20 protein-coding genes are annotated in these 23,677 nt (G+C 59.8%); 14 read left to right on the forward strand and 6 right to left on the reverse strand.

What is annotated here, in order from left to right; translation table 11 throughout:
* The first annotated feature begins 78 nt into the window (after nucleotides 1–78).
* From pyc to RDL77_RS11950, 3 genes are all read left to right on the forward strand, one after another.
* The gene (gene pyc, locus RDL77_RS11940; RefSeq protein ID WP_288192961.1) at nucleotides 79–3,534 is read left to right on the forward strand and encodes a pyruvate carboxylase; all 3,456 of its coding nucleotides are present in this window, start codon (nucleotides 79–81) and stop codon (nucleotides 3,532–3,534) included.
* 232 nt (nucleotides 3,535–3,766) lie between these two features.
* Nucleotides 3,767–4,549, forward strand: a complete 783-nt coding sequence (locus RDL77_RS11945) for a DeoR/GlpR family DNA-binding transcription regulator (protein ID WP_288192962.1) — start codon at nucleotides 3,767–3,769, stop codon at nucleotides 4,547–4,549.
* Between the two features lie 38 nt (nucleotides 4,550–4,587).
* Nucleotides 4,588–5,766, forward strand: a complete 1,179-nt coding sequence (locus RDL77_RS11950; protein ID WP_223613732.1) for an MFS transporter — start codon at nucleotides 4,588–4,590, stop codon at nucleotides 5,764–5,766.
* A 1-nt stretch (nucleotide 5,767) separates the two neighbouring features.
* Here the strand turns inward: RDL77_RS11950 and RDL77_RS11955 are convergent, their stop codons facing one another.
* Together RDL77_RS11955 and RDL77_RS11960 are read right to left on the reverse strand one after the other, a co-directional pair.
* Nucleotides 5,768–6,889 carry a patatin-like phospholipase family protein gene (locus RDL77_RS11955; protein ID WP_223613731.1) on the reverse strand — a complete coding sequence of 374 codons (1,122 nt, stop codon included), beginning with the start codon at nucleotides 6,887–6,889 and terminating at the stop codon, nucleotides 5,768–5,770.
* Nucleotides 6,889–7,668, reverse strand: a complete 780-nt coding sequence (locus RDL77_RS11960) for a 3-hydroxybutyrate dehydrogenase (RefSeq protein WP_288192963.1) — start codon at nucleotides 7,666–7,668, stop codon at nucleotides 6,889–6,891. The genes RDL77_RS11955 and RDL77_RS11960 overlap by 1 nt, the downstream gene beginning before the upstream one ends.
* 216 nt (nucleotides 7,669–7,884) lie before the next feature.
* Between RDL77_RS11960 and ispG the strand changes: the two genes are divergently transcribed.
* A complete protein-coding gene (ispG, locus tag RDL77_RS11965) occupies nucleotides 7,885–9,141 on the forward strand; it encodes a flavodoxin-dependent (E)-4-hydroxy-3-methylbut-2-enyl-diphosphate synthase (RefSeq protein WP_374042709.1) in 1,257 nt (418 codons plus the stop codon).
* 3 nt (nucleotides 9,142–9,144) lie between these two features.
* Here ispG and RDL77_RS11970 read toward each other — a convergent pair whose 3' ends face one another.
* Nucleotides 9,145–10,062: a polyprenyl synthetase family protein gene (locus RDL77_RS11970; protein WP_288192964.1), complete on the reverse strand. Its 918-nt coding sequence runs from the start codon at nucleotides 10,060–10,062 to the stop codon at nucleotides 9,145–9,147.
* A gap of 170 nt (nucleotides 10,063–10,232) precedes the next feature.
* On the opposite strand from RDL77_RS11970, the gene mtgA reads away from it, so the two are divergent.
* The 3 genes from mtgA (at nucleotide 10,233) to RDL77_RS11985 (ending at nucleotide 11,819) form a co-directional block, all read left to right on the forward strand.
* Nucleotides 10,233–10,970 carry a monofunctional biosynthetic peptidoglycan transglycosylase gene (gene mtgA / locus RDL77_RS11975; RefSeq protein WP_288193000.1) on the forward strand — a complete coding sequence of 246 codons (738 nt, stop codon included), beginning with the start codon at nucleotides 10,233–10,235 and terminating at the stop codon, nucleotides 10,968–10,970.
* A gap of 178 nt (nucleotides 10,971–11,148) precedes the next feature.
* Complete coding sequence (gene rpmF / locus RDL77_RS11980) at nucleotides 11,149–11,331, forward strand: 50S ribosomal protein L32 (RefSeq protein WP_008121851.1); 183 nt, start codon at nucleotides 11,149–11,151, stop codon at nucleotides 11,329–11,331.
* Between the two features lie 83 nt (nucleotides 11,332–11,414).
* On the forward strand, nucleotides 11,415–11,819 hold the full coding sequence (locus tag RDL77_RS11985; protein ID WP_105734368.1) for a hypothetical protein: 405 nt from the start codon (nucleotides 11,415–11,417) through the stop codon (nucleotides 11,817–11,819).
* Nucleotides 11,820–11,879: 60 nt separating this feature from the next.
* Here the strand turns inward: RDL77_RS11985 and RDL77_RS11990 are convergent, their stop codons facing one another.
* Entirely contained in the window at nucleotides 11,880–13,382 is a 1,503-nt protein-coding gene (locus RDL77_RS11990; RefSeq protein WP_288192969.1) for an MFS transporter, read from the reverse strand.
* Between the two features lie 123 nt (nucleotides 13,383–13,505).
* On the opposite strand from RDL77_RS11990, the gene RDL77_RS11995 reads away from it, so the two are divergent.
* The gene (locus RDL77_RS11995; RefSeq protein ID WP_288192971.1) at nucleotides 13,506–14,405 is read left to right on the forward strand and encodes a LysR family transcriptional regulator; all 900 of its coding nucleotides are present in this window, start codon (nucleotides 13,506–13,508) and stop codon (nucleotides 14,403–14,405) included.
* Between the two features lie 33 nt (nucleotides 14,406–14,438).
* Here RDL77_RS11995 and RDL77_RS12000 read toward each other — a convergent pair whose 3' ends face one another.
* Nucleotides 14,439–14,876 carry a heme-binding protein gene (locus tag RDL77_RS12000; protein ID WP_288192972.1) on the reverse strand — a complete coding sequence of 146 codons (438 nt, stop codon included), beginning with the start codon at nucleotides 14,874–14,876 and terminating at the stop codon, nucleotides 14,439–14,441.
* Nucleotides 14,877–14,966: 90 nt separating this feature from the next.
* Nucleotides 14,967–15,578, reverse strand: coding sequence for a polyhydroxyalkanoate synthesis repressor PhaR (phaR, locus tag RDL77_RS12005; protein WP_105734372.1), 612 nt, complete (start codon nucleotides 15,576–15,578; stop codon nucleotides 14,967–14,969).
* Between the two features lie 273 nt (nucleotides 15,579–15,851).
* Between phaR and RDL77_RS12010 the strand changes: the two genes are divergently transcribed.
* The 6 genes from RDL77_RS12010 (at nucleotide 15,852) to RDL77_RS12035 (ending at nucleotide 23,673) form a co-directional block, all read left to right on the forward strand.
* Nucleotides 15,852–17,036, forward strand: a complete 1,185-nt coding sequence (locus RDL77_RS12010; RefSeq protein ID WP_288192973.1) for an acetyl-CoA C-acetyltransferase — start codon at nucleotides 15,852–15,854, stop codon at nucleotides 17,034–17,036.
* Between the two features lie 129 nt (nucleotides 17,037–17,165).
* Nucleotides 17,166–17,891: an acetoacetyl-CoA reductase gene (gene phbB, locus RDL77_RS12015; protein WP_105734374.1), complete on the forward strand. Its 726-nt coding sequence runs from the start codon at nucleotides 17,166–17,168 to the stop codon at nucleotides 17,889–17,891.
* Between the two features lie 682 nt (nucleotides 17,892–18,573).
* A complete protein-coding gene (locus tag RDL77_RS12020) occupies nucleotides 18,574–21,627 on the forward strand; it encodes a helicase-related protein (protein WP_288192975.1) in 3,054 nt (1,017 codons plus the stop codon).
* 14 nt (nucleotides 21,628–21,641) lie between these two features.
* A complete protein-coding gene (locus tag RDL77_RS12025; protein WP_288192976.1) occupies nucleotides 21,642–22,046 on the forward strand; it encodes an RNA-binding S4 domain-containing protein in 405 nt (134 codons plus the stop codon).
* Between the two features lie 327 nt (nucleotides 22,047–22,373).
* A complete protein-coding gene (gene fdxA, locus RDL77_RS12030; protein ID WP_105734377.1) occupies nucleotides 22,374–22,712 on the forward strand; it encodes a ferredoxin FdxA in 339 nt (112 codons plus the stop codon).
* 352 nt (nucleotides 22,713–23,064) lie between these two features.
* Complete coding sequence (locus RDL77_RS12035) at nucleotides 23,065–23,673, forward strand: CarD family transcriptional regulator (protein ID WP_223613722.1); 609 nt, start codon at nucleotides 23,065–23,067, stop codon at nucleotides 23,671–23,673.
* Nucleotides 23,674–23,677: the final 4 nt, after the last annotated feature.

Raw genomic sequence — 23,677 nt, forward strand, 5'->3', positions numbered from 1 at the left:
TTGTTTGCAGTGCAGCAATCACCCGCCAATAGGGTTTTACCACTCATATTGCCTCTATGAGATTTCGGAGTTTTCGCCTTGCCTATCAAGAAGATCCTCGTCGCCAATCGATCAGAAATCGCCATCCGTGTTTTCCGCGCCGCCAACGAGCTTGGCATGAAAACCGTGGCGATATGGGCGGAGGAAGACAAGCTGGCGCTGCACCGTTTCAAGGCGGATGAGTCCTATCAGGTTGGGCGCGGGCCGCATCTGGCCAAAGACATGGGGCCGATCGAAAGCTATCTGTCGATCGAGGAAATCATCCGGGTGGCAAAGCTGTCGGGCGCTGACGCCATCCATCCGGGCTATGGCCTCTTGTCCGAAAGCCCGGAATTTGCCGAGGCCTGCGGTGAAGCCGGAATTATCTTCATCGGGCCGAAGCCGGAAACCATGCGCCGCCTCGGCAACAAGGTTGCTGCCCGCAATCTCGCCATCGAGATCGGCGTTCCGGTCGTGCCGGCAACCGGCCCGCTGCCCGACGACATGGACGAGGTGAAGAAGCTTGCCGAGACGATCGGCTACCCCGTCATGCTGAAGGCATCCTGGGGCGGCGGCGGGCGCGGCATGCGCGCCATCTTCTCGCCGGATGATATTGCCCGTGAGGTCACCGAGGGCAAGCGCGAGGCCAAGGCCGCCTTCGGCAAGGATGAAGTCTACCTTGAAAAGCTGGTGCAGCGCGCGCGCCACGTCGAGGTGCAGATTCTTGGCGATACGCACGGCAATGCGGTGCATCTGTTCGAGCGCGATTGTTCGATCCAGCGCCGCAACCAGAAGGTTGTCGAGCGCGCGCCGGCGCCTTACCTCAACGAGGCGCAGCGCAAGGAGATTGCCGATTACGGCCTGAAGATTGCCGCGAAAACCGCTTATATCGGTGCGGGCACCATCGAATTCCTGATGGATGCCGACACAAACCAGTTCTATTTCATTGAGGTCAATCCACGTATTCAGGTGGAACACACGGTGACCGAGGAAGTCACCGGCATCGATATCGTCAAGGCGCAGATCCGCATTCTGGAAGGCGCAACGATCGGAACGCCGGAATCCGGCATTCCCGCGCAAAAGGACATCAGGCTGAACGGCCACGCGTTGCAGTGCCGCATCACCACGGAAGATCCCGAACAGAACTTCATTCCGGATTACGGCCGTATCACCGCCTATCGCGGTGCAACCGGTTTTGGCATCCGGCTGGACGGCGGCACCGCCTATTCGGGCGCGGTCATCACCCGCTATTACGATCCGCTTCTGGAAAAGATCACGGCGTGGTCTCCGACGGCCGACGAGACGATCCAGCGTATGCACCGCGCCTTGCGCGAGTTCCGCATCCGCGGTGTTGCCACCAACCTGACCTTCCTTGAAGCCATCATCACCCATCCGAAGTTCGCCGATAACAGCTACACGACGAAGTTCATCGACACGACGCCGGAGCTGTTCGCACAGGTCAAGCGCCAGGATCGCGCCACCAAGCTTCTGACCTATCTGGCCGATGTCACCGTCAATGGCCATCCGGAAACCAAGGGCCGTGCCACGCCGCCGGCCGAAGCGGCGCTGCCGCGGGTGCCGTTCATTGAGACACCGATCCCGGATGGCACCAAGCAGATGCTGGATCAGTTAGGGCCGAAGAAGTTTGCCGAATGGATGCGCAATGAAAAGCGCGCCCTGTTCACCGATACGACCATGCGCGACGGCCATCAGTCCCTGCTCGCAACGCGGATGCGCACCTTCGATATCGCCCGGGTCGCCGGTACCTATGCGCGCGCCTTGCCGCAGCTGTTCTCGCTGGAGTGCTGGGGCGGCGCGACGTTCGACGTGGCCATGCGCTTCCTGACGGAAGATCCATGGGAACGGCTTGCAGACGTGCGCGAAGCGGCACCGAACATCCTGTTGCAGATGCTGCTGCGCGGCGCCAATGGCGTTGGCTACAAGAGCTATCCTGACAATGTGGTCAAGTATTTCGTGCAGCAGGCCGCCCGCAACGGCGTCGATGTGTTCCGCGTGTTCGACAGTCTCAACTGGGTCGAGAACATGCGCGTCACCATGGATGCGGTGCTGGAGGAGGACAAGCTGTGTGAAGCCGCCATCTGCTACACCGGCGATATCCTGAATTCCGCCCGGCCGAAATACGACCTGAAATATTATGTCGATCTGGCGCAGGAAGTGGAAAAGGCCGGCGCGCATATCATCGCGGTCAAGGACATGGCCGGGCTGCTCAAGCCGGGCGCTGCCAAGGTGCTGTTCAAGGCACTGCGCGAGGCGACAGACCTGCCGCTGCATTTCCACACGCATGACACGTCGGGCATATCAGCGGCAACCGTACTTGCCGCCGTGGATGCGGGAGTCGACGTGGTCGATGCCGCCATGGATGCCCTGTCCGGCAATACCTCGCAGCCCTGTCTCGGTTCGATCGTCGAAGCCCTCAAGGGCACGGAGCGCGATCCCGGGCTTGATCCGGAATGGATCCGCCGCATCTCGTTCTACTGGGAGGCGGTCCGCACCCAATATGCGGCATTCGAAAGCGATCTGAAGGGACCGGCATCGGAAGTCTATCTGCACGAGATGCCAGGCGGACAGTTCACCAACCTGAAGGAGCAGGCGCGCTCGCTCGGCCTTGAAACGCGCTGGCACGAAGTGGCGCAGGCTTATGCTGACGTCAACCAGATGTTCGGCGATATCGTCAAGGTCACGCCGTCATCCAAGGTCGTGGGCGATATGGCGCTGATGATGGTCAGTCAGGATTTGTCCGTCGCCGACGTGAAGAACCCGGACAAGGATATTTCCTTCCCGGATTCGGTGGTTTCGATGATGCGCGGCGATCTCGGCCAACCGCCGAAGGGCTGGCCCAAAGATATCCAGAAGAAGATCCTGAAAGCAGAAAAGCCATTCACCGAGCGGCCGGGCTCACTGCTGGCACCGGCCGATCTCGTGGCCGAGCGCAAGGACATTGAGGAAAAGCTGGAGCGCAAGGTCAGCGACCAGGAATTTGCGTCCTATCTGATGTATCCAAAAGTGTTCACCGATTTTGCCGTGACGCACGGCACTTACGGTCCGACCAGTGTCCTGCCGACACATGTCTATTTCTACGGGCTGGCGCAGGAAGAGGAAGTCTTCCTCGATATCGAGCGCGGCAAAACCCTGGTTGTACGCAATCAGGCAGTGGGTGAACCGGATGAGAAGGGCATGGTCACCGTGTTCTTCGAAATGAACGGCCAGCCGCGCCGCGTGAAGGTGCCTGACCGCACCCGTGCGGGCAGCGTCGGCGTCCGCCGCAAGGCAGAGCTTGGCAATGACAAGCATGTAGGGGCGCCGATGCCGGGCATTGTGTCCACGGTCGGCGTCTCGGTTGGCCAGAAGGTCAATGCGGGTGACGTGCTCCTCTCCATCGAGGCGATGAAGATGGAAACGGCCCTGCGTGCCGAACGGGACGGGACGCTGGCTGAAATTCTGGTGCGCGCCGGTGACCAGATTGATGCCAAGGATCTGCTCGCCGTCTACGAGTAAGCGCCATCCGGTCCGCATAGAGCCGGCCGCGTCGTGCCCCTGAGCTCAATCTTGGGGCACGACGAGATGGATGTGTGCTGCTGCCCATCACCCGATGTAACACGTTTATGCCGATATGTGCGCATATCGGCATAAACAGGCATTGAATAGTGCGCATATGCGAAGTATGGTCGGGTCGTTGAGTTCCGCAGCCGATGCGGGATGTGAGCGCGCATGTGCAGGGTATTCCACAATGACCAAAGACCTGTCGCCGGAAGAGCGGAAGAGCATGATCCTCAAACGGGTCAATGAATCCGGCCGCGTCCTGGCGAATGCCGTTGCGACGGAATTCGGTGTTTCGGAAGATTCCATACGCCGCGATTTGCGCGAGTTATCCGAAGCAGGGCTTGTCCAGCGCTTCCATGGCGGTGCAGCGCGCAGCAGTTCGAGCTTTCGCAGCTTTCAGCAGCGCGCCAAGGATGAAACGGCCGGGAAAAAGGCGGTTGCTGCCGTTGCCGCTGAACGAATTGCCCCGAATTCCACCATGCTTCTCGATTCGAGCACGACCGTGCTTGAGTTTGTGCGCGCCCTGCCGGTCAACCTGCAGATGCGCATCATCACAAGCTCGCCGGATATTGCCTCGGCCGCTCTCGACCATCCCCTGTGCGAGGTTATCCTTCTTGGCGGCACGCTGAATCGTTTCACCCGCAGCGTCATCGGGCAGTCGCCGCTTGCCGAAGTGCAGCTCATGCACGTCGACTACTGTGTGCTCGGCGCCTGCGCCATCGACGAGAGCCTGACACTGCGCGCCGAGAACTACGAGGACGCGCATCTGAAACTGGCCATGAGCAAGGCGAGCAATGAAGTGATGCTGCTAGCCACGGCTGAAAAGCTGCTGAAGCAGGCGCCCTTTGCCATTGCGCCCATCTCGGCCATATCGACGCTGATTACTGACAGAACCGCCGACCCGTCGATTGTTGAGCGGATTCGCGGCGTGGGTGTCGAAGTCGTCATCGCCGACAGACGCGGTGCGTGATGTCCATCCTGTCCGAAATTCAAGCTGGTGATAAAACTATGGATGCCTCCCTCTACAGGAAGAAAGCCGTCTATGGCCGCTGGGCAGTTGCCAGCGCTTTCTTTTTCAATGGATTTCTGATCGGCAGCTGGGCGCCGCAGATCCCCGTCTTCATGACGCGCCTGCACATCAGCGAGTTCACGCTCGGCCTGATGATCCTGGTGTTTGGCCTTGGCGCCCTGGCGGCAATGCCCTGGTGCGGCTACCTCATCGGCCGGTACGGGTCGCGCGCGGTGGTCAAGGGCTTTGCCGTCTTCTGCAGCTTTTCCCTTTTGCTGGTGGCGCTGGCTCCGAATGTTTACATCGCGGCGCCCGCGCTTTTCCTCTTCGGTGCCGTCATCGGCGGCATGGATGTGGCCATGAACGCCAATGCCGTCGAGGTGGAGAAAAAACTGTCGCGCGCTGTCATGTCATCCTCACACGGGTTCTGGAGCCTTGGCGGCTTCGCCGGCGGCGCCCTTGGCGGCCTATTGATCGAAGCACAGGGCCATCTGGTTCACGCGGCGGTGGTCACAGCCATTGCGGTTGTTCTGGGGCTGGCCGCGTTCCGCTACATGATCACTGAAGATGCGCCGGTGGTGCACGAGAAAAAGGGCAAGCTGGCTTTCCCGACCAACCCGCTGATTTACCTCATCGGCATCATGGCGCTTTTCTCCATGGTTCCGGAAGGGTCCGTTCTCGACTGGGCGGCTCTCTACCTCAAGCAGGAGCGCGGTGCCGATATTGCCACGGCCGGATTTGCCTTCGCCGCATTTTCGGGAACGATGTCCGTCATGCGCTTTCTCGGCGACGGCGTGCGCAACCGCTTCGGTGCGGTGAAGACATTGCGCATTTCCGCGCTCATTGGTGCATCGGGCATGCTGGTTGCAAGCCTTGCCCCAAGCCCCTGGATCGCCATTCTGGCCTTTGCGTTTGCGGGGCTGGGCATTGCCAATATGGTGCCCATCGCCTTCTCGGCTGCGGGCAACCAGAAGGGAACGTCTTCGGGCGTCGCCCTCAGCCTCGTCACGCTGATGGGCTATTCCGGCATTCTGGTCGCGCCCTCGGCAATCGGCTTTGTCGGCGGGCGTACGGGATTCGGCCCGGTCTATATGGTGCTGGCCTGCCTGCTCGTCGTGGTCTTCCTGATGGCCAATCTTGCAGCCAGTGCCGACCGCAACGAAAACCCGGGCACCTGATCTATGCCCGGCGGCTTGCCGCGACCGCCGGTTTCTTGCGCTGCAGCAGAAAGTCGGTCACCCTCCGTCCGGCCTTGTGGGCTTTCAATCCGACATTCATTTCGGGAGAAAGTTCACCGGAGAGATCGAGTGTCGCGTGCTCGCCCACCGCATCGAAATGCTCTTCCAGCCAGTCATCGGCTGCGGCCTGGCCGAGATCGCGCAGATATTCGAGAAAGGCCCATTCCGCGTTGATTTTCGACGAGGCCGCCAGGCCGGCCAGCGCCACATCGGCATCGATACGGTGCATGCGGATATGCTTGTATTCGCCGTGTTCGATCCGGCCTGCGTCGATCAGCGAATTGACGAAGGCAATCGAACGGAACTCACGCAGCAGCGCCGCATTGAAGGTGATCTCGTCGATACGGTCGGTGATTTCGCGGGCGGTCTTCGGCGCGCCGCGCCGTTCGATCGGGTTGATCTGGATAAGCAGCAGGTCTTCGCTCTTGGTCGAATAGAAGAAGGGATAGAGCGCCGGGTTGCCGCCATAGCCGCCATCCCAGTAGGGTTCACCTTCAATCTCCACCGCCTGGAAAATATAGGGCAGGCACGCGGATGCCATCACCACATCGGCATTGAGCTCCGACTGGGAAAAGACCCGCAGGCGGCCGCTTTCCACATTGGTTGCCGAGATGAACAGCTTGAGTGCCGAACAGGCTTTCACCCGGTCGAAATCAATCTCACGCTCGACCACATCCCGCAGGGGGTTAAGGTTGAACGGGTTGAACTCATAGGGCGAAAACATGCGCGAGAACTGCTCGAACAGATTGTACCCCACGCCGTTCTCGACGGACCAGTTGCCGAAAAAACGGTCCCAGGGCGTGCGCTGAACCGGGCTGAACTGCCCGGTGCGGCCCACCGCCCGCCAGAACTCATAGAGCTTTTCGCGGGCGCCATCGGGACCGTTGCGGCTCCAGCCATCAGCCAGCGCGACAGCATTCATGGCACCGGCGCTGGTGCCGGATATGCCCTCGATGGTCAACCGGCCATCTTCCAGAATGCGGTCGAGAACACCCCAGGTGAAGGCGCCGTGCGAGCCGCCGCCCTGCAGCGCGATGTTGATGACTTTGGGTTTGTGGTTCATCACTGCGCCGTCCAACCGCCATCGACGGAGATGGATGTACCGGTGATCTGCGCCGCCGCATCGCTGGCGAGAAACACCACCGTTGCGCCGATCTGGTCGACCGTGGCGAATTCCTTGGTTGCCTGCCTGTCCAGCATGACTTCGCGGATGACGGTTTCGCGGTCCATGTTGTGCGCTTTCATCTGGTCGGGGATCTGAGCCTCGACGAGCGGTGTCAGGACATAACCGGGGCAGATGGCGTTGCTGGTGATATGCTTTTCCGCCACTTCCAGCGCTACGGTTTTGGTCAGTCCGAGAATGCCGTGCTTGGCCGCCACATAGGCCGACTTGAACGGCGATGCGCGCAGGCCATGCGCCGAGGCGATATTGATGATGCGGCCCCATCCGGCCTTCTTCATATAGGGAAGCGCCGCAGCGGTGGTGTGGAACGCCGAGGTCAGGTTGATGGCGATGATCGCATCCCATTTTTCCGGCGGGAATTCATCGACAGGGGCGACAAACTGGATGCCGGCATTGTTGACCAGCACATCGACGCTGCCGAATGCGGCAGCAGCCTGGTCGATCAGGGCACGGCATTCGTCACCCTTGGACATGTCGGCCTTGATATAGGCGACGCCGGTGGAATGCTGTGCGGCGATCTCCTTGGCAAGATCGTGGTCTTCCGGGCGGTCCGTGAAGGAATTGATCACCACATTGTAACCCGCCGCTGCGAGGGCGTGGGCGGAACCCAGTCCGATGCCGGAGTTGGAACCTGTGACGACTGCGGTCTTCTTGGCCATGAGAAACTTCCTTTGGTTTAACAACCGTGTTGAAGGCGTCTGGAATATATTGCATTGCAGCAAAAATACCAGCTTTGGAACGTGAACACTTTGTCATACGGTTCACTGTGGCGTGATCGGGAAGGGCATTTGCTTTGAATTTGCCGCGTTCATGTCACATGGTGTTGACACAAGGCGTTCCCTGCGCCACGTGAAGGGAATATCTGGAGTTTGACAATGTCTGACTATTATTCGCAGCCCTTTGCCCGCCGCGCCTCCGTTGGCGTCGATGTGGGCGGGGTCATGGTTGGCGGAGGCGCACCCGTCGTCGTGCAGTCGATGACCAATACGGATACAGCCGATGTGGACGGCACCGTTGCACAGGTGGCAGCCCTTTCCCGCGCGGGATCGCAGATCGTCCGTATCACCGTTGACCGGGATGAATCCGCTGCCGCTGTGCCGAAAATCCGCGAAAGGCTGGACCGGCTTGGCCTGAACGTGCCGCTGGTCGGCGATTTCCATTATATCGGCCACAAACTGCTGGCGGACCATCCGGCCTGCGCCGAAGCGCTGGCGAAATACCGCATCAATCCGGGCAATGTCGGCTTCAAGGACAAGAAGGATGCGCAGTTCGGCGCCATCATCGAAATGGCGATCCGCTATGACAAGCCGGTGCGCATCGGCGTCAACTGGGGTTCGCTCGATCAGGAACTGCTGACGGCGCTGATGGACCAGAACCATGCGGCCGGCGCGCCCCTGACGGCGGAACAGGTCACTCGGGAAGCCATTGTCCAGTCGGCGCTGATTTCCGCGCAGCTGGCCGAAGAAATCGGCCTGCCACGCTCCAGGATCATTCTTTCCGCCAAGGTCAGCCAGGTGCAGGACCTGATCGCGGTTTATGCGGAGCTGGCGCGGCGCTGCGATCATGCGCTGCATCTCGGCCTTACCGAAGCCGGCATGGGCTCCAAGGGCATTGTCGCTTCCTCTGCAGCCCTTGGCATTCTTTTGCAGCAGGGTATCGGCGACACGATCCGCATATCGCTCACACCGGAGCCGAACGGTGACCGGACACGTGAAGTGCAGGTGGCGCAGGAATTGCTGCAGACCATGGGCTTTCGCCAGTTCATCCCGATTGTCGCGGCCTGTCCCGGTTGCGGGCGGACCACATCCACCGTGTTTCAGGAACTGGCGCAATCGATCCAGAGCGATATTCGCGACAATATGCCGGTCTGGCGCGAGAAATATCCCGGTGTCGAAGCGCTCAATGTCGCGGTGATGGGCTGCATCGTCAACGGGCCGGGCGAATCCAAGATGGCGGATATCGGCATTTCACTGCCGGGAACCGGCGAAACGCCGACGGCCCCGGTCTTTGTTGACGGCAAGAAAGTGGCGACCCTGCGCGGTGCGGGTATCGCCAAGGAATTCCAGAAGATGGTTGCCGACTATATCGAAAACCGCTTCGGCCAGGGCGCAGGCTCGCACGCGGCCGAATAGCTTCTAGCTCTGCCGCTCGGCGATGAACCGTGCGGCCTGCTTGAGCAGGGCAGCCTTTTCGCCGAAGGGCGCAAGCAATTCCTCGGCCTGTGCCACCAGCCCGCCCAACTGGCGCTTGGTCCAGTCGATCCCGTGCAGTGAAACCAGCGTAGCCTTGCCCGCCGCCGCATCCTTGCCGGTGGCTTTGCCCATATGGGCAGCATCGGCGGTGACGTCGAGCAGGTCGTCGGCCAGCTGAAAGGCAAGGCCAATGGCCGAGCCGTATTCCGCCAGCCGTTCGCGATCCAGGGAATTGGCATTGCCGATCATGGCACCGGCCTCGCAGGCGAAACGGATCAGCGCGCCGGTCTTCATGGCCTGCAGGCGGATGATGCCTGCCTCGTCGGGCTTGACCTTTTCCGCCTCCAGATCGAGCGCCTGGCCGCCGGTCATGCCGCCGATGCCGGCCGCGCGTGCCAGAGCCGTCACCAGTGCAACCTTGGCGCCGGGATCAAGTTCAGTCGCCTCGGCTGCGATCAGTTCGAACGCGTAGGTCAGGAGGCTGTCCCCTGCGAGGATTGCCGCTGCCTCGTCGAATTTGCGATGCACCGTCGGCTGGCCGCGGCGCATATCGTCATTGTCCATGGCCGGTAGATCGTCATGCACGAGCGAATAGCTATGGATGCATTCCAGCGCCGCCGCTACCCGCAAAGCCGCAGGGGTGTCGGCATCGAAGAGAGCGGCGCTTTCCATGACGAGGAAGGGGCGCAGACGCTTGCCGCCGTTGAGAACGCCGTGCCGCATCGCTGCCATGAGGCGGGGCGGACGGCTGATCTCGCCGTCTTGCGGCTGATCCGAGAGCAGGTCGGCCAGCAGCGTTTCCACCGAGGCGGCGCGATGCAGCAATGTCATCTGAAACAGGGAAGTGTCTTGATCTGTCATCATGATCTGGCAATGAGCGAAAAATCGGCGCCCGGTCAATGATTAGATGCGCTGCTTTTGCATTTTTGCCTTGTTGTCATTGTGAACATGGCTGGAATGGCATGGAAATGGTTCCCTTTGGCGGATGGTTGCTCTATGTCCATGGTGGGCTTTCAACGCAGGCGGCGGGTGTGACACGGGTTCTGGTCAGAAACAAAAGAGGCGGAGGCTATCTGGTCAGTCCGGGCGGCTCGCCTTTGGGGCGCATCGTGCGCTACCTGATTCTGGCGGGTATCCTCCTGATGATGATCCCCATCATCCTGCTCAGCCTGTACCGGCTGCCGTTCGTGCATCCGGTTTCCACCTTGATGGTGAAGGACCTCGTGACTTTTTCCGGTTATGACCGGCGCTGGGTGTCACTGGACGAGATTTCCCCGGTGCTGGTGCATTCCGTCATGATGTCGGAGGATGCGCGGTTCTGCTTTCATTCCGGCGTCGACTGGGATGCGATGAATCTGGTTGTGTCCGATGCCATGGATGGCGAGCAGACGCGCGGTGCGTCGACGATCACGATGCAGACCGCCAAGAACCTGTTCCTGTGGAACAGCCGGTCTTTCATCCGCAAGGGCCTGGAAATGCCGCTGGCGATGATGACCGATCTGATCCTGACCAAACGGCGGGTGATGGAAATCTACCTGAATATTGCCGAATGGGGGCCGGGGATCTATGGCATCGAGGCGGCGGCGCAGCATCATTTCAAGGTGAGTGCGGCAAGGCTGACACCGCGGCAGGCGGCCTTTCTCGCGGTGACCCTGCCCAACCCGATCGCGCGCAATCCGGCGCGGCCGGGGCAGGGGTTGCAAACGCTGGCAAGGCTCAATGAACGGCGTGCGCGGGGTGCCGGTGCGTATATAGGTTGTGTCAAATAGACCCTCTATCGGCGCAAATCCCGGCATATCGGCATTTGCGACAAAAAATATGCGACTCATGCTGGTCAAAAGCTCTCAAGCCGTGTATAGCCCCAGCCGAACTTTCCGGAATTTTGTCCATTGTGACAGGCTCGATCGGGCCAGCGCCGGATTTTGACTGATTACTGGAGCAGGAACAATGGCTGTACCTAAAAGAAAAACTTCTCCGTCGAAGCGCGGCATGCGCCGTTCCGCCGACGCGTTGAAGGCCCCGACTTACGTCGAAGACAAGAATTCAGGCGAACTGCGCCGTCCGCACCATGTCGATCTGAAGACCGGCATGTATCGCGGCCGTCAGGTTCTGACGCCGAAAGAAGGCTGATCCCTTCCTGGATTTCGTGATAAAGAGGACCGGCCTTGTGCCGGTCTTTTTTGTTTATGACATGCTGATGGGAGACAGATGCCGTGATTTCCAATATTCCATTGATGATCGTGCCGCTTGTTGTGTTCAATCTGGTGGTTGCCGGATTGACGGGTATTGGCGGCGCCGATCCGTGGGCCACACAGCTCTATTCCATGCAGATGCTGTCGGGCGGCGTATGGCGGATGACACTCGGCGACCTGATGATCGTGCTGTCGCTGGCGTTGCTGTTCTTCGAGATCATGAAGTCAACGCGCACGAGCAATGCCTCGGTGGTTGACCATCTCCTGTCGACCTTCGTGTTCGTGGCATTTCTGGTGGAATTCCTGCTGGTTCCCAGCGCCTCGCATTCGCTGTTCTTCATTCTGATGGCAATGGCTTTTTTCGATATTCTGGCGGGATTCACCGTTTCGCTGCGCTCTGCCGGGCGCGACGTCAACTTCCGCTGACATCATGCAAAAACCCCGGCAAAGGAGGCCATCTGCCGGGGCTTGATATCGCTGGGTCGGTCAGGCGGCGATGACTGCCTTGTCCGGTATGCGCATGACGATGAAGATGGCGAGTGCCGTCACAAGGGTGATCTCCGCCAGAATCTGCAGGAGCTGGCCGAAGGCTTCGCCATAGGTCTGCAGTACGGCTTGCGGGCTGACCGGACCCAATAGGCCGATGGCTGAGGCGATATTGCCGGTTGCCAGCTTCTGGGCCGCCTGCGCGGCATCAGGACCCGTACCCAATTTCCAGTTGAGAAGCGCGGTAAGCAGGGCGCTGACAATGGCAAGGGCAATGCCTTCACCGGCAATGCGCGTGGTGCTGAAAATACCCGTTGCCATGCCGGCCCGCTCCTTTGGGACGACGCTGACGGCGAGGCCATCCATCAATCCCCAGGGCAGGCTGATGCCAAAGCCGATCAGGACCAATGCCGGGAGTGTCAGTTCCACCGGCTGGCCCGGCATGCAGCGGCTGAGCCAGAACAGTCCGCCTGCCGAGAGGAGAAGGCCGGCACTGCACAGGATCGCGGCGGAGAACCAGCGCGTGAGCAGTGCTGCCAGAAACGGCACGATGAGCAGCGGCCCCGACAGGGCAATCATCATCTGCCCGGTCTGAACCTCGCTGAAGCCCTCCACGCCGATATAGCGGATGGGCAGGAGAATCAGCAGGACGACAAAGGAATAGGCGGGAGCCGCGGCGAGGATCTGCACGCCGACAAAACGCGGATAACGAAACAGGCTGAGGTCCAGCATCGGCCGTGCCGCGCGCTGTTCGACGCTTACGAAGAAGCCGAACACGAGCAGCGCGGCGGCGAGCATGCTGATGACGAGCGGGTGCCCCCAGCCGATATCCGGCGCCTGCAATATGCCGCACGTGAGCAGCGTCAGCGCCAGAGTGAAGCTGATAGCGCCCTGCCAGTCGATGCCCCTTGCGTCGGGGTCGCGCGATTCCCGCAACCGGAAAACACCAAGGCTAAACGCGACAAGGGTGATCGGCAGGGTGACGAGGATTGCTGCCTGCCAGCCGAAATGACTGATCAGCGTTCCCGAAAGAATCGGCCCGAAAGACAGGCCAATGCCGAATGTGATGCCGATCATGCTGAAGGCGCGCGTGCGTTCCTGCCCATCGAATTCCTGGGCGAGTGCGGCCATGCCGCCGGAAAAGGCGAGGGCACTCGAAAGGCCCTGTGCCGCGCGCATGATGTCAAACCAGACAAGGCTGGTGACAAGCGACAGCGCCAGCGAGAAAACGGCAAAAAGCATAAGGCCTGTCAGGAAGACGCGTTTGCGCCCGTAATTGTCGGCGAGCGCGCCCGCCGCCATCAGGCTGCTGCCGAAGGCCAGCATGAAGCCATTGGTAACCCAGTTGAGCTCGACCGGGCTGCCGCCAAGGGCGCGGGCAATGGCAGGAAGTGCGACGGCAGGGCCGGTAAAGCTGACGGGCATGGCGAGGGCCGCCAGGCAGACAGCGGTCAGAATCATCAGCTTCTCCGCTGTATTGTGCGGATGTGTTTGGGCAGTCATTTTTCACCTGCAGTATCAAAATGTGGAAGGGAATAGTTGTATTCATGATACACAGGCTTTAATCATTGAAAATTACGGCACACATCCCGACATAGCGGACAATATTTCTCTAATAGAGTGGCCATGGATAATCTGAATGGTTTGTTTGCTTTCGTGCGGTCCGCAGAAACGCTAAGTTTCGTTGCGGCTGGCCGGTCGCTGGGTATTTCCGCTTCGGCGGTTGGAAAAACGATTGCCCGGCTTGAGCAGAACCTGGATGTACGCCTGTTCCAACGCAGCACGCGCCGCATCAGCCTCACCGAGGAGGGGCAGCTGTTTTATGAGCGCTGCCGCCGCATCATTGATGATCTCAATGACGCGGAATCCATGCTGTCGCGCACCAAGGAAGCCCCGCGCGGGCGCTTGCGTGTGAGCTTGCCGACGATCGGCTATCGTTTCCTGCTGCCGCACCTGCCCGAATTCGAACAGCTCTATCCGGAAATCGAGCTTGATCTCGATTTCAACGACCAGATCGTCAATGTGATCGAAGAAGGGTTCGACGCCGTCATTCGCAGTGGAGATTTGCCGGATTCGTCGCTGATGGCGCGCCGGCTTGGTCCGTTCCGGCAGGTGCTTGCCGCGTCGTCAGCCTATCTGCAGAGGCGCGGCAGACCGAGGGAATTGCGCGATCTGCAGCATCACGCCTGTCTGCGCTACCGCTTTCCGACAAGCGGCAAGCTGCAGGACTGGGTGATGGGAGGAGCAGCTTCGGACATTGACCTGCGTCTGCCCTCGGCGCTGGTGTGCAACAATATGGAAGCGCTCTATGGCGCGACGGTCCGCGGCCTCGGCATTGCCTATATGCCGGACTTCCTGGTGGCCGATGCGGTGAAGGCGGGCGAACTGCACACGCTGCTTGACGAATGTCTGGTTCAGACAGGCCAGTTCTGGGTGCTCTGGCCTTCAAACCGGCATCTGTCGCCGAAGCTGCGGGTGTTCGTCGATTTCATTGCGCCCCGGCTGTTCGCCGGGACACGCCTGTAGCGCCGCTGCCCTGTTCCAGAACAGGGCAGGTGATCAGATCTGGCCGCCGTCGGCGATGAAACCGGCCGCCTGAATACCGGCGATGGCAGCAATCTCGTCATTGTCGGAAGTGTCGCCGGTGATGCCTACAGCGCCGAGAAGCTCCCCCTTGGCATTCTTGATGAGAACGCCGCCCGCCACCGGGATGACGCGCCCGCCGGACGCTGCCACCAGCCCCTCGACGAAGTGCGGGCGTTCCTTGGCGAATTTTTCAACGGTGCGCGAGCCCGTGCCGATGGTCAGGCCGCCGAACGCCTTGCCGAAGGCGATCTCGAAGCGCAGCAGGGAAGCGCCGTCCTGCTTCTGGAAGGCCTTGAGGTGGCCGCCGGCATCGAGCACGGCGACGGAGAGCGGCCGCATGCCAGCCTCGGTGCCCTTGGCAAGCGCTGCTTTGATGATGGTGTTGGCTTTGGAAAGTGAGAGTTGGGCCATGGTGTCCTCTTGAGTTCGTATGGTCATGGAATGCAAAAGCCGATCCGCCGCGCGAGCCGGATATTCAGTCAAAAACGGATGTGACCTGGATTATTTGTCGAGGGAGTCCAGCTTGCGCTGCATGGCGGCGATCTGTTCTTTCAGTTCGTCCAGCCCGGTATCCTTCTTGGCGGTTTCGGCGGCGGGTGTTTCGTCGGCCTCGGCCGCTCCGGCCGTCTTGTTGAGCGGGAATGGCGTGAACATGCGCATGGCGTGCTGCAGCATCTCCGTGTTGCGGCGAACCTGCTCCTCAACGAGCTTGACCGGCGCACTGATGTTCATCATGTCGATCGGCGATTTGCCGAAGGCGGCCGAAAGCTGCTCGCGCATGCGCTCCTGTTCCTTGGCAAAGGCACTCATGGACTGTTCGAGGAATGTTGGCAGCACCACCTGCATCTGGTCGCCGTAATAGGCGATGAGCTGGCGCAGGAACGGAATCGGCAGCATGTTCTGCCCATCCTTGTTTTCCAGTTCGAAGATGATCTGGGTCAGGACGGAATGGGTGATGTCTTCTCCGGTCTTGGCGTCCTGAACGGTGAAATCCTCATTGCGCTTCACCATCTCGGCGAGATCTTCCAGCGTCACATAGGTGCTTGTGCCGGTATTGTAGAGGCGCCGGTTGGCATATTTTTTAATGACGACGTCGCCGGTTTTTGCTGCCATCAGAGAACTCCCCAACTCATGTCATCAGACTCAAATGGTCTGAATTTGCGTGCCCGCTTACTGATATATCCACGAGGATAGGGGGAAAGCGGCACAAATCAAAGTGATTTGTGCGCCGCATCCATCGCGCAGATCATTCTCGCCTTTCTCTGCCTTGCAGGCGATAAATTTGGCTTCGCGGCGAATGCCCCTTGTCAAACTGCCGCAGGGAGGGAATTCTGTTCGGGAAGCCAAGCTGAATGAATTCAGCATCTCAATGATAAGGAGACGTCTATGACCCAATCCATCGTTATCGCCAGTGCAGCGCGAACCCCCGTGGGGTCGTTCAACGGTGCTTTTGCCAACGTCCCGGCCCACGAACTCGGCGCTGCCGTGATCAAGGAAGTGCTGAGCCGCGCCGGTGTCGATGGTGCCGATGTCGATGAAGTGATCATGGGCCAGGTGCTCAGCGCCGGCGAAGGGCAGAACCCGGCTCGCCAGGCCGCCATGGAGGCAGGCATTCCGCAGGAGGCGACAGCCTGGGGGCTCAACCAGCTCTGCGGCTCCGGCCTGCGCGCCGTGGCCCTCGGCATGCAGCAGATCGCAACCGGCGATGCCGATATCATCGTGGCGGGCGGACAGGAATCCATGTCGATGGCGCCGCATTGCGCGTATCTGCGCAGCGGCGTGAAGATGGGCGATTTCAAGATGATCGATACGATGATCAAGGATGGCCTGACCGACGCTTTCCATGGCTACCACATGGGCAATACCGCCGAGAACATCGCCCGCAAGTGGCAGTTCACCCGCGAAGATCAGGACAAGTTCGCCCTTGGCTCCCAGAACAAGGCGGAAGCCGCGCAGAAGGCGGGCAAGTTCAAGGATGAAATCGTGCCGTTCACGGTCAAGACCCGCAAGGGCGACGTGATCGTTGCGGATGACGAGTATATCCGTCACGGCGCGACACTCGACTCCCTTGCCAAGCTGAAGCCCGCCTTCGACAAGGAAGGCACCGTTACCGCAGGCAATGCCTCCGGCCTCAATGATGGTGCGGCTGCCGTGGTGCTCATGAGCGAGGACGAGGCCAAGCGCCGCAACGTCAAGCCGCTGGCGCGCATCGTTTCCTGGGCAACGGCCGGTGTCGACCCTGCCATCATGGGCACAGGTCCAATCCCTGCGTCACGCAAGGCCCTGGAGCGGGCCGGATGGAAGGTGGAGGACCTTGATCTGGTCGAAGCCAACGAAGCCTTCGCCGCGCAGGCGCTTTCCGTCAACAAGGATCTCGGGCTCAATCCCGACATCGTCAATGTCAATGGCGGTGCCATTGCCATCGGTCATCCCATCGGCGCTTCCGGTGCCCGGGTGCTCAACACGCTGCTTTATGAATTGAAGCGCCGCAACGGCACAAAGGGCCTTGCCACGCTGTGCATTGGCGGCGGCATGGGCATTGCCCTGTGCGTTGAGCGCGTCAAGGACTGATCTGCAAGAATGAGCACGGGTTCGGCCTTTGTCGAACCCGTGTTCCGGCAGCACTAAATTTCCAGGCTGCTGCCACGTCTCTTTTCAACAACACTAACTTTGATCCAACATGAATTAGGGAGGGGAAATATGACCAAAACGGCAATCGTTACGGGCGGAACACGTGGTATCGGCGCAGCCATATCCGTGGCCCTGAAAGCGGCAGGGTACAAGGTCGCGGCAAATTACGCCGGCAATGACGACGCGGCGAAGAAATTCACGGAAAAGACCGGTATTGCCACCTACAAGTGGGATGTTTCCAACTATGAAGAATGCGCTGCTGGTATTGCCAGGATCGAGGCCGATCACGGCCCCGTCGCCGTGCTGGTCAACAATGCGGGCATCACCCGTGACGCCATGTTCCACAAGATGACCCCAGGCCAATGGGGCGAAGTGATCAACACCAATCTGACCGGCCTGTTCAACATGACCCATCCGGTATGGACGGGCATGCGTGACCGCAAATTCGGCCGCGTGATCAATATTTCCTCGATCAACGGACAAAAGGGCCAGGCCGGGCAAGCCAATTATTCCGCGGCCAAGGCCGGGGATATCGGCTTTACCAAGGCGCTGGCGCAGGAGGGCGCGCGCGCCGGCATTACGGTCAATGCCATCTGTCCCGGTTATATCGGCACGGAAATGGTTCGGGCCATCGACGAGAAGGTGCTCAACGAGCGCATCATTCCGCAAATCCCGGTCGGACGTCTGGGCGAACCGGAAGAAATCGCGCGCTGCGTGGTGTTCCTCGCCTCTGACGATGCCGGCTTCATCACCGGCTCGACGCTGACAGCCAATGGCGGGCAGTATTTCAGCTGATCGGAAGCAAATCAAAAGACGCCGCGGACTGGAAACGGTCGGCGGCGTTTTCGTTTTGTGCGGCGGCGATTCCCGATATTCGCTGCCAAAGGTTAACGGCGTTTCCTGAATCTTGTCCTATTTCCTTCCCGTGCGTTCGGGGATTGGTGCGACTCCCGCGCCTTCGGCACAAGATGTAGCCGTGAACAAAACAGGAAAATGGACAAAGCGCTGATTCGTCGCTGATTCGTTCTTCCTTTGATCGGAGTGTTAATGAAACGGGGCACCCGGGCCTTGGATTCCTTAACTAACTATAAGGAAATATTGCGATTTTCTTAACAGACCAAAAAATCGTTGACGGCGGACCGCCCGCTTTTGCGCGGAAAAGCCAAAGGTTAACGGCGATGAACCGATTCGTTGAAATCCTGTTCCCGCTGATTCAGCATCTTGTGCGACTCGCACCCGGGAAAGCTAGATGTGGCCGTGAACAAAGCAGGAATCTGATCCTATAGCTGATTCGTCGCTGATTCGTTCTGCTCGCGTTCTGTTTCTTAATGGAACACTCCGTGAATCGGTTCGCAATTGTTTATCTTGAGGTCGCCGCATACTTTCTGTCTGATGCCGATAATGCTATCGGATGGTGCATGCCCGGCATGCCTTGCTGGTTCTGGTAAGGCCGTCGTGCCGGTGTTGGATATTTTTGATGAACCTTATGCCTACTCCCGAACTTCCCTTGATCCTGAGCGGTCGTGACGTCACCGCCGTTCTGGGGCCGACGAACACGGGGAAGACTCACCTCGCCATTGAGCGGATGCTGGCGCACCAGACGGGCATGATCGGCCTGCCGCTGCGCCTGCTGGCGCGCGAAGTCTACAACCGTGTTGTCGAACGGGTGGGGCTTGCCAATGTCGCGCTGATCACCGGTGAGGAAAAGATCATGCCGCCCGGCGCGCGCTATGCGGTGTGTACCGTCGAAGCGATGCCGCGCCAGACGGATATGGATTTCGTTGCCATCGACGAGGTCCAGCTTGCCAACGATCTGGAGCGTGGCCACATCTTTACCGACCGCATCCTGCATCTGCGGGGCCGTCAGGAAACCTTGCTGCTTGGTGCGGCCACCATGCGCGGCATACTGGAAAAGCTGCTGCGCGGCATCTCCGTCGTCACGCGTCCGCGCCTGTCCAATCTGACCTATGCCGGCTCGAAGAAGATCACGCGCCTGCCGCCGCGCACCGCCATCGTGGCCTTTGCCGCGGACGAGGTCTATTCCATCGCCGAACTGATCCGCCGCCAGAATGGCGGTGCCGCCGTGGTCATGGGGGCCTTGAGCCCGCGCACCCGCAATGCCCAGGTGGATCTCTATCAGTCGGGCGATGTGGATTATCTGGTCGCCACAGATGCCATCGGCATGGGGCTCAACCTCGATGTCGATCACGTGGCTTTTGCGCAGGACCGCAAGTTTGACGGCTATCAGTTCCGCGATCTGTCGCCGGGCGAAATCGGCCAGATCGCCGGGCGCGCCGGGCGGCACCTGCGCGACGGCACGTTTGGCGTTACAGGGCAGGTTTCCGGTTTTTCAGAAGAACTGGTGCAGCGCGTGGAATCGCATGCCTTCGATTCCGTCAAGATTTTGCAATGGCGCACCGCCCGGTTTGATTTTTCCAGCCTTGATGCGTTGAAACGGTCGATCGACACACCCGCACCGGTGGAGGGATTGACCCGGGCACTGCCGGCGGTGGATCAGCAGGCGCTCGAATATCTGTCGAAAGATCCGGATATCGCGCCGCTGGCCAACACGCCGGAACGGGTGGCCCTCCTGTGGGATGCCTGTGCGTTGCCGGACTACCGCAAAATTGCGCCGGCGCAGCATGCGGATATTATTGCATCGATCTATACAGATCTCGTCGAACATGGTCATGTTAACGAAACATACATGGGCGAACAGGTGCACCGGGCTGATACGACCGATGGCGATATCGATGCTTTGTCGCGGCGGATTGCCCAGATCAGAACTTGGACTTTTGTGTCGCATCGGCCGGGATGGCTGGCAGATCAGGCACATTGGCAAGAAAAGACGCGTGAAATTGAGGACAGATTATCAGATGCACTGCATGAACGGTTGACGAAACGCTTCGTAGACCGCAGGACAAGCGTGCTTATGAGGCGCCTGAGAGAGAATACAATGCTAGAAGCCGAAATTAGCCCTGCCGGGGACGTTGTTGTCGAAGGGCACCATGTTGGACGTTTGGATGGATTCCGTTTCACCACGGACAGCCAGATCGATGGAACCGATGCAAAAGCCGTGAAGGCCGCTGCACAAAAAGCCTTGGCGACAGAGTTCGACAATCGCGCCGAGCGCTTTGCCGCTTCCGCGAACGGCGACTTTGCCCTGGGATCGGACGGGACGCTGCGCTGGATTGGCGCTCCGGTCGCCTCGGTCGTCTCGGGCGAGCAGCCATTGAAGCCCCGAGCGGTGTTGCTGGCCGACGAGCAGCTGACGGGACCGGCACGCGACAAGGTCGCTGCGCGGGTTGACCGTTTCCTCGCCCATCATGTGGATACGGTGCTCAAGCCGCTGGTTGATCTTGCCAACGCGGATGCGCTGGTCGGGATCACGCGGGGACTGGCGTTCCAGCTCGTCGAAAATTTTGGCGTGCTGCAGCGCCGCGATGTGGCTGAAGATGTCCGCGGCCTTGATCAGGATTCGCGCGCGGCCCTGCGCCGTCTGGGCGTGCGCTTTGGCGCCTACCACGTCTTCCTGCCTGCATTGCTCAAACCAGCGCCTGCGGGTCTGCTGACGCTGCTGTGGGCACTCAAGGAAGATGCCAAGGATCGTCCCGGCTATGGCGATGTGGTGCAGGTGCTGTCCGCAGGCCGCACGTCGGTTGTCACCGATCCCGCCTTCGATCCGGCCTTCTATCGCCTCGCGGGCTACCGGCTGCTCGGACGCCGTGCCGTGCGCATCGATATTCTCGAGCGTCTGGCCGATCTCATCCGTCCGGCACTGGCATGGAAGCCGGGAAGCGGAACACGGCCCGACGGTGCCTATGACGGCACGCGTTTCGTCGTCACCCCGGCCATGATGTCCATTCTCGGGGCAACAGCCGACGATATGGAAGAAATCCTGAAGAATCTCGGCTACCGCTCGGAAGCAACCGATGCAGCCGTTGTGTCGGCCAAGGTTGCCGAACTCGATGCGGTTGCCCAGTCGCCTGCCCCGCAGGAAATGGCTGCCGTTGCGCCGGAAGGCACCAAATCCGTGCCGGCGGCCGAACCGGTTGGTGATCCCATCGTCAAACCGGTTGTCGAGGCTGTGGCAGCCGTTGCGGCTGGCGAAGAAGCGCCTGCGGCTGTTGCTGAAACCGCAACCGCTCCAGCGGCGGAAGAAGCACCCAAGCCGGTACTGCTCTGGCGCCAGGCTCCCCGCTTCGAAGGCCGCAACAACAACCGCCGTCCACAGGGCGGACGCGAGAATCCGCGTGAACCGCGGGCCCGCAATGGCAATAGCCAGGGCGAGGAGCGTCAAAGCCGTCCGAACCGCAATGCCGGTCCGCAGGGCGAGCGCGGCGAGCGCAAGGATTTCCGCGGCAAGGGCGGCAAGCCCGGCGGCGACCGCGCCCGGCAGGAAGGCGGCAAGCCCTCCGGCAAGCCGCAGAATAACGGCAAGCGTCCGGAGCGGGAAGAACGCCCGGTCAAGATCGACATGGACTCCCCCTTCGCCAAGTTGCTGGCGTTGAAGGAGCAGATGAAGAAGTGAGGGTTTGGCCCTAAATGACGGGAACCGACAGGCAGCGCATCGACAAGTGGCTGTTTTTCGCGCGGGTGGTCAAATCCCGTTCCCTCGCTGCAAAGCTGGCATCGGGCGGCAATGTCCGGGTCAACAAGGACAAGATCGACCAGCCATCACACGGGGTCAAACCCGGTGATGTGCTGACGATCACGCTGGACCGGCGCATTCTCATTTACAAAGTCCTGTCCGGCGGTACCCGGCGCGGACCTGCCGAGGAGGCGCGGGCGCTGTACGAGGACATTTCTCCGCCGCCACCGCCGAAGGATGCCATGAGCCGCTTCGACATGCTGCCCAGACGCGATGCGGGCAGCGGTCGTCCCACCAAGCGCGAACGGCGGGACGTCGACCGGCTGATGAGGGGCCGGGACAACGGCTCCGATGATTGACGCATCCGCGTTGTGGGTTGCGGGGCAAAACGCGGAAACATCGAAATTATCTCCAAATTCGTCGGTGGGACTAAAATATTATTTCCGCAACGCCTATATTAGAGGACAATGGTTGCTTGTCGGCAGGTCATCGCGATGCGATGAATGGCACGCTGCGGACTTGGACAATAGCTCGGTCCTGATGTGATGAAGACAATCCTTTTGCACGTCGAGATTTTTCGGGCCGCGTTCTGGTGCCGCAGTCCGTTTTCCCCTCTTGTCAGGCCGGTGCCAAATCGTTACCTCAACCGCTGACACGCTGACTATGGTGTCTTCAGGAGCCAGTAAATGACATATGTTGTGACCGACAATTGCATCCGCTGCAAATATATGGATTGCGTTGAGGTCTGTCCGGTCGATTGTTTTTACGAAGGTGAGAACATGCTCGTCATCCACCCGGATGAGTGCATCGATTGCGGCGTGTGTGAACCGGAATGCCCTGCGGAGGCCATCAAGCCGGACACCGAGCCGGGCCTCGACAGTTGGCTGCAGCTGAATTCGGAATATGCGGAAAAATGGCCGAATATTTCGGCGAAGAAAGATGCGCCCAGCGATGCCAAGGAAATGGACGGCGTCACCGGTAAACTCGAGAAATACTTCTCCCCGGAACCGGGCGAAGGCGACTAAACTTATTCGGGGTACCGCAATTGCCCGCAAGACTGATTTGCCCTGAAAATCAAGTCTTGCAATGCGTTTAGTTTGCGCTTGTGCAGCAAAAAGTTGATTCTGATCACTTTTCGTGTTATGGTGCTGCGATATGTTGATCATTGGACGTCAATTTCGTGGCGCTAAAGCATAAATCACCAATCGGCTAGATTTTTTCCGGACTTAACAGTTCAGGTTGAGGTTCTTTGATTGTGACCCGTCCTGCTGTTTGGTCCGGATTGCTTTGCGTGAAAATATTGACGGCCGACAAACCGGGTTCCGGTTTCCAGTGATTGGTTTAACCGGTGCGTTTTGCCGGGCGCAGCAGGGAGTAATGAAGCGCATGACAGCAGTTCCGCAGAAAAAGACCGCCCAGCGTATCGGATTCAAGACGGGTGAGTTTATTGTATATCCGGCTCACGGCGTAGGCCAGATCGTCAATATCGAAGAACAGGAAGTTGCGGGCCACAAGCTCGAACTTTTCGTGATTGACTTTCAGAAGGACAAGATGCGCTTGAAGGTACCGGTTGCAAAGGCAACCGCCATTGGTATGCGCAAACTCTCAGAAACAGATTATGTCGACCGTGCGCTGAAGGTAGTTCAGGGACGGGCCCGTATCAAGCGCACCATGTGGTCCCGCCGGGCGCAGGAATATGATGCGAAGATCAACTCGGGCGATCTGATTTCCATTTCGGAAGTTGTCCGCGATCTTTTCCGTGCCGACAATCAGCCGGAACAGTCCTATTCCGAACGCCAGCTCTATGAAGCAGCGCTCGACCGCATGGCCCGTGAAATTTCCGCCGTCAACAAGATGTCGGAAACCGAAGCCGTCCGTCTGATCGAAGTCAATCTCGCCAAAGGTCCCAAGCGCGGCGCGAAGACTGAAGAAACCGAAGCTGATGCGGACATTTCCGTTGAAGACGAACAGGAAGAAGCCGCGTAACAGC

It is taken from the genome of uncultured Phyllobacterium sp. (assembly GCF_902479695.1).
In the GTDB taxonomy this organism is placed as follows: Bacteria; Pseudomonadota; Alphaproteobacteria; order Rhizobiales; family Rhizobiaceae; genus Phyllobacterium; species Phyllobacterium calauticae.

Coding starts and splice junctions, on each gene's coding strand:
- RDL77_RS11960 (WP_288192963.1), bottom strand. CDS start 7,668: ATGGCCAAGAAGACCGCAGTCGTCACAGGTTCCAACTCCGGCATCGGA.
- RDL77_RS12010 (WP_288192973.1), top strand. CDS start 15,852: ATGACCCAATCCATCGTTATCGCCAGTGCAGCGCGAACCCCCGTGGGG.
- RDL77_RS11990 (WP_288192969.1), bottom strand. CDS start 13,382: ATGACTGCCCAAACACATCCGCACAATACAGCGGAGAAGCTGATGATT.
- phaR (WP_105734372.1), bottom strand. CDS start 15,578: ATGGCAGCAAAAACCGGCGACGTCGTCATTAAAAAATATGCCAACCGG.
- RDL77_RS12020 (WP_288192975.1), top strand. CDS start 18,574: ATGAACCTTATGCCTACTCCCGAACTTCCCTTGATCCTGAGCGGTCGT.
- RDL77_RS11970 (WP_288192964.1), bottom strand. CDS start 10,062: ATGACAGATCAAGACACTTCCCTGTTTCAGATGACATTGCTGCATCGC.
- RDL77_RS11955 (WP_223613731.1), bottom strand. CDS start 6,889: ATGAACCACAAACCCAAAGTCATCAACATCGCGCTGCAGGGCGGCGGC.
- rpmF (WP_008121851.1), top strand. CDS start 11,149: ATGGCTGTACCTAAAAGAAAAACTTCTCCGTCGAAGCGCGGCATGCGC.
- phbB (WP_105734374.1), top strand. CDS start 17,166: ATGACCAAAACGGCAATCGTTACGGGCGGAACACGTGGTATCGGCGCA.
- RDL77_RS11950 (WP_223613732.1), top strand. CDS start 4,588: ATGGATGCCTCCCTCTACAGGAAGAAAGCCGTCTATGGCCGCTGGGCA.
- RDL77_RS11995 (WP_288192971.1), top strand. CDS start 13,506: ATGGATAATCTGAATGGTTTGTTTGCTTTCGTGCGGTCCGCAGAAACG.
- RDL77_RS12035 (WP_223613722.1), top strand. CDS start 23,065: ATGAAGCGCATGACAGCAGTTCCGCAGAAAAAGACCGCCCAGCGTATC.
- RDL77_RS12025 (WP_288192976.1), top strand. CDS start 21,642: ATGACGGGAACCGACAGGCAGCGCATCGACAAGTGGCTGTTTTTCGCG.
- fdxA (WP_105734377.1), top strand. CDS start 22,374: ATGACATATGTTGTGACCGACAATTGCATCCGCTGCAAATATATGGAT.
- ispG (WP_374042709.1), top strand. CDS start 7,885: ATGTCTGACTATTATTCGCAGCCCTTTGCCCGCCGCGCCTCCGTTGGC.
- RDL77_RS12000 (WP_288192972.1), bottom strand. CDS start 14,876: ATGGCCCAACTCTCACTTTCCAAAGCCAACACCATCATCAAAGCAGCG.
- RDL77_RS11945 (WP_288192962.1), top strand. CDS start 3,767: ATGACCAAAGACCTGTCGCCGGAAGAGCGGAAGAGCATGATCCTCAAA.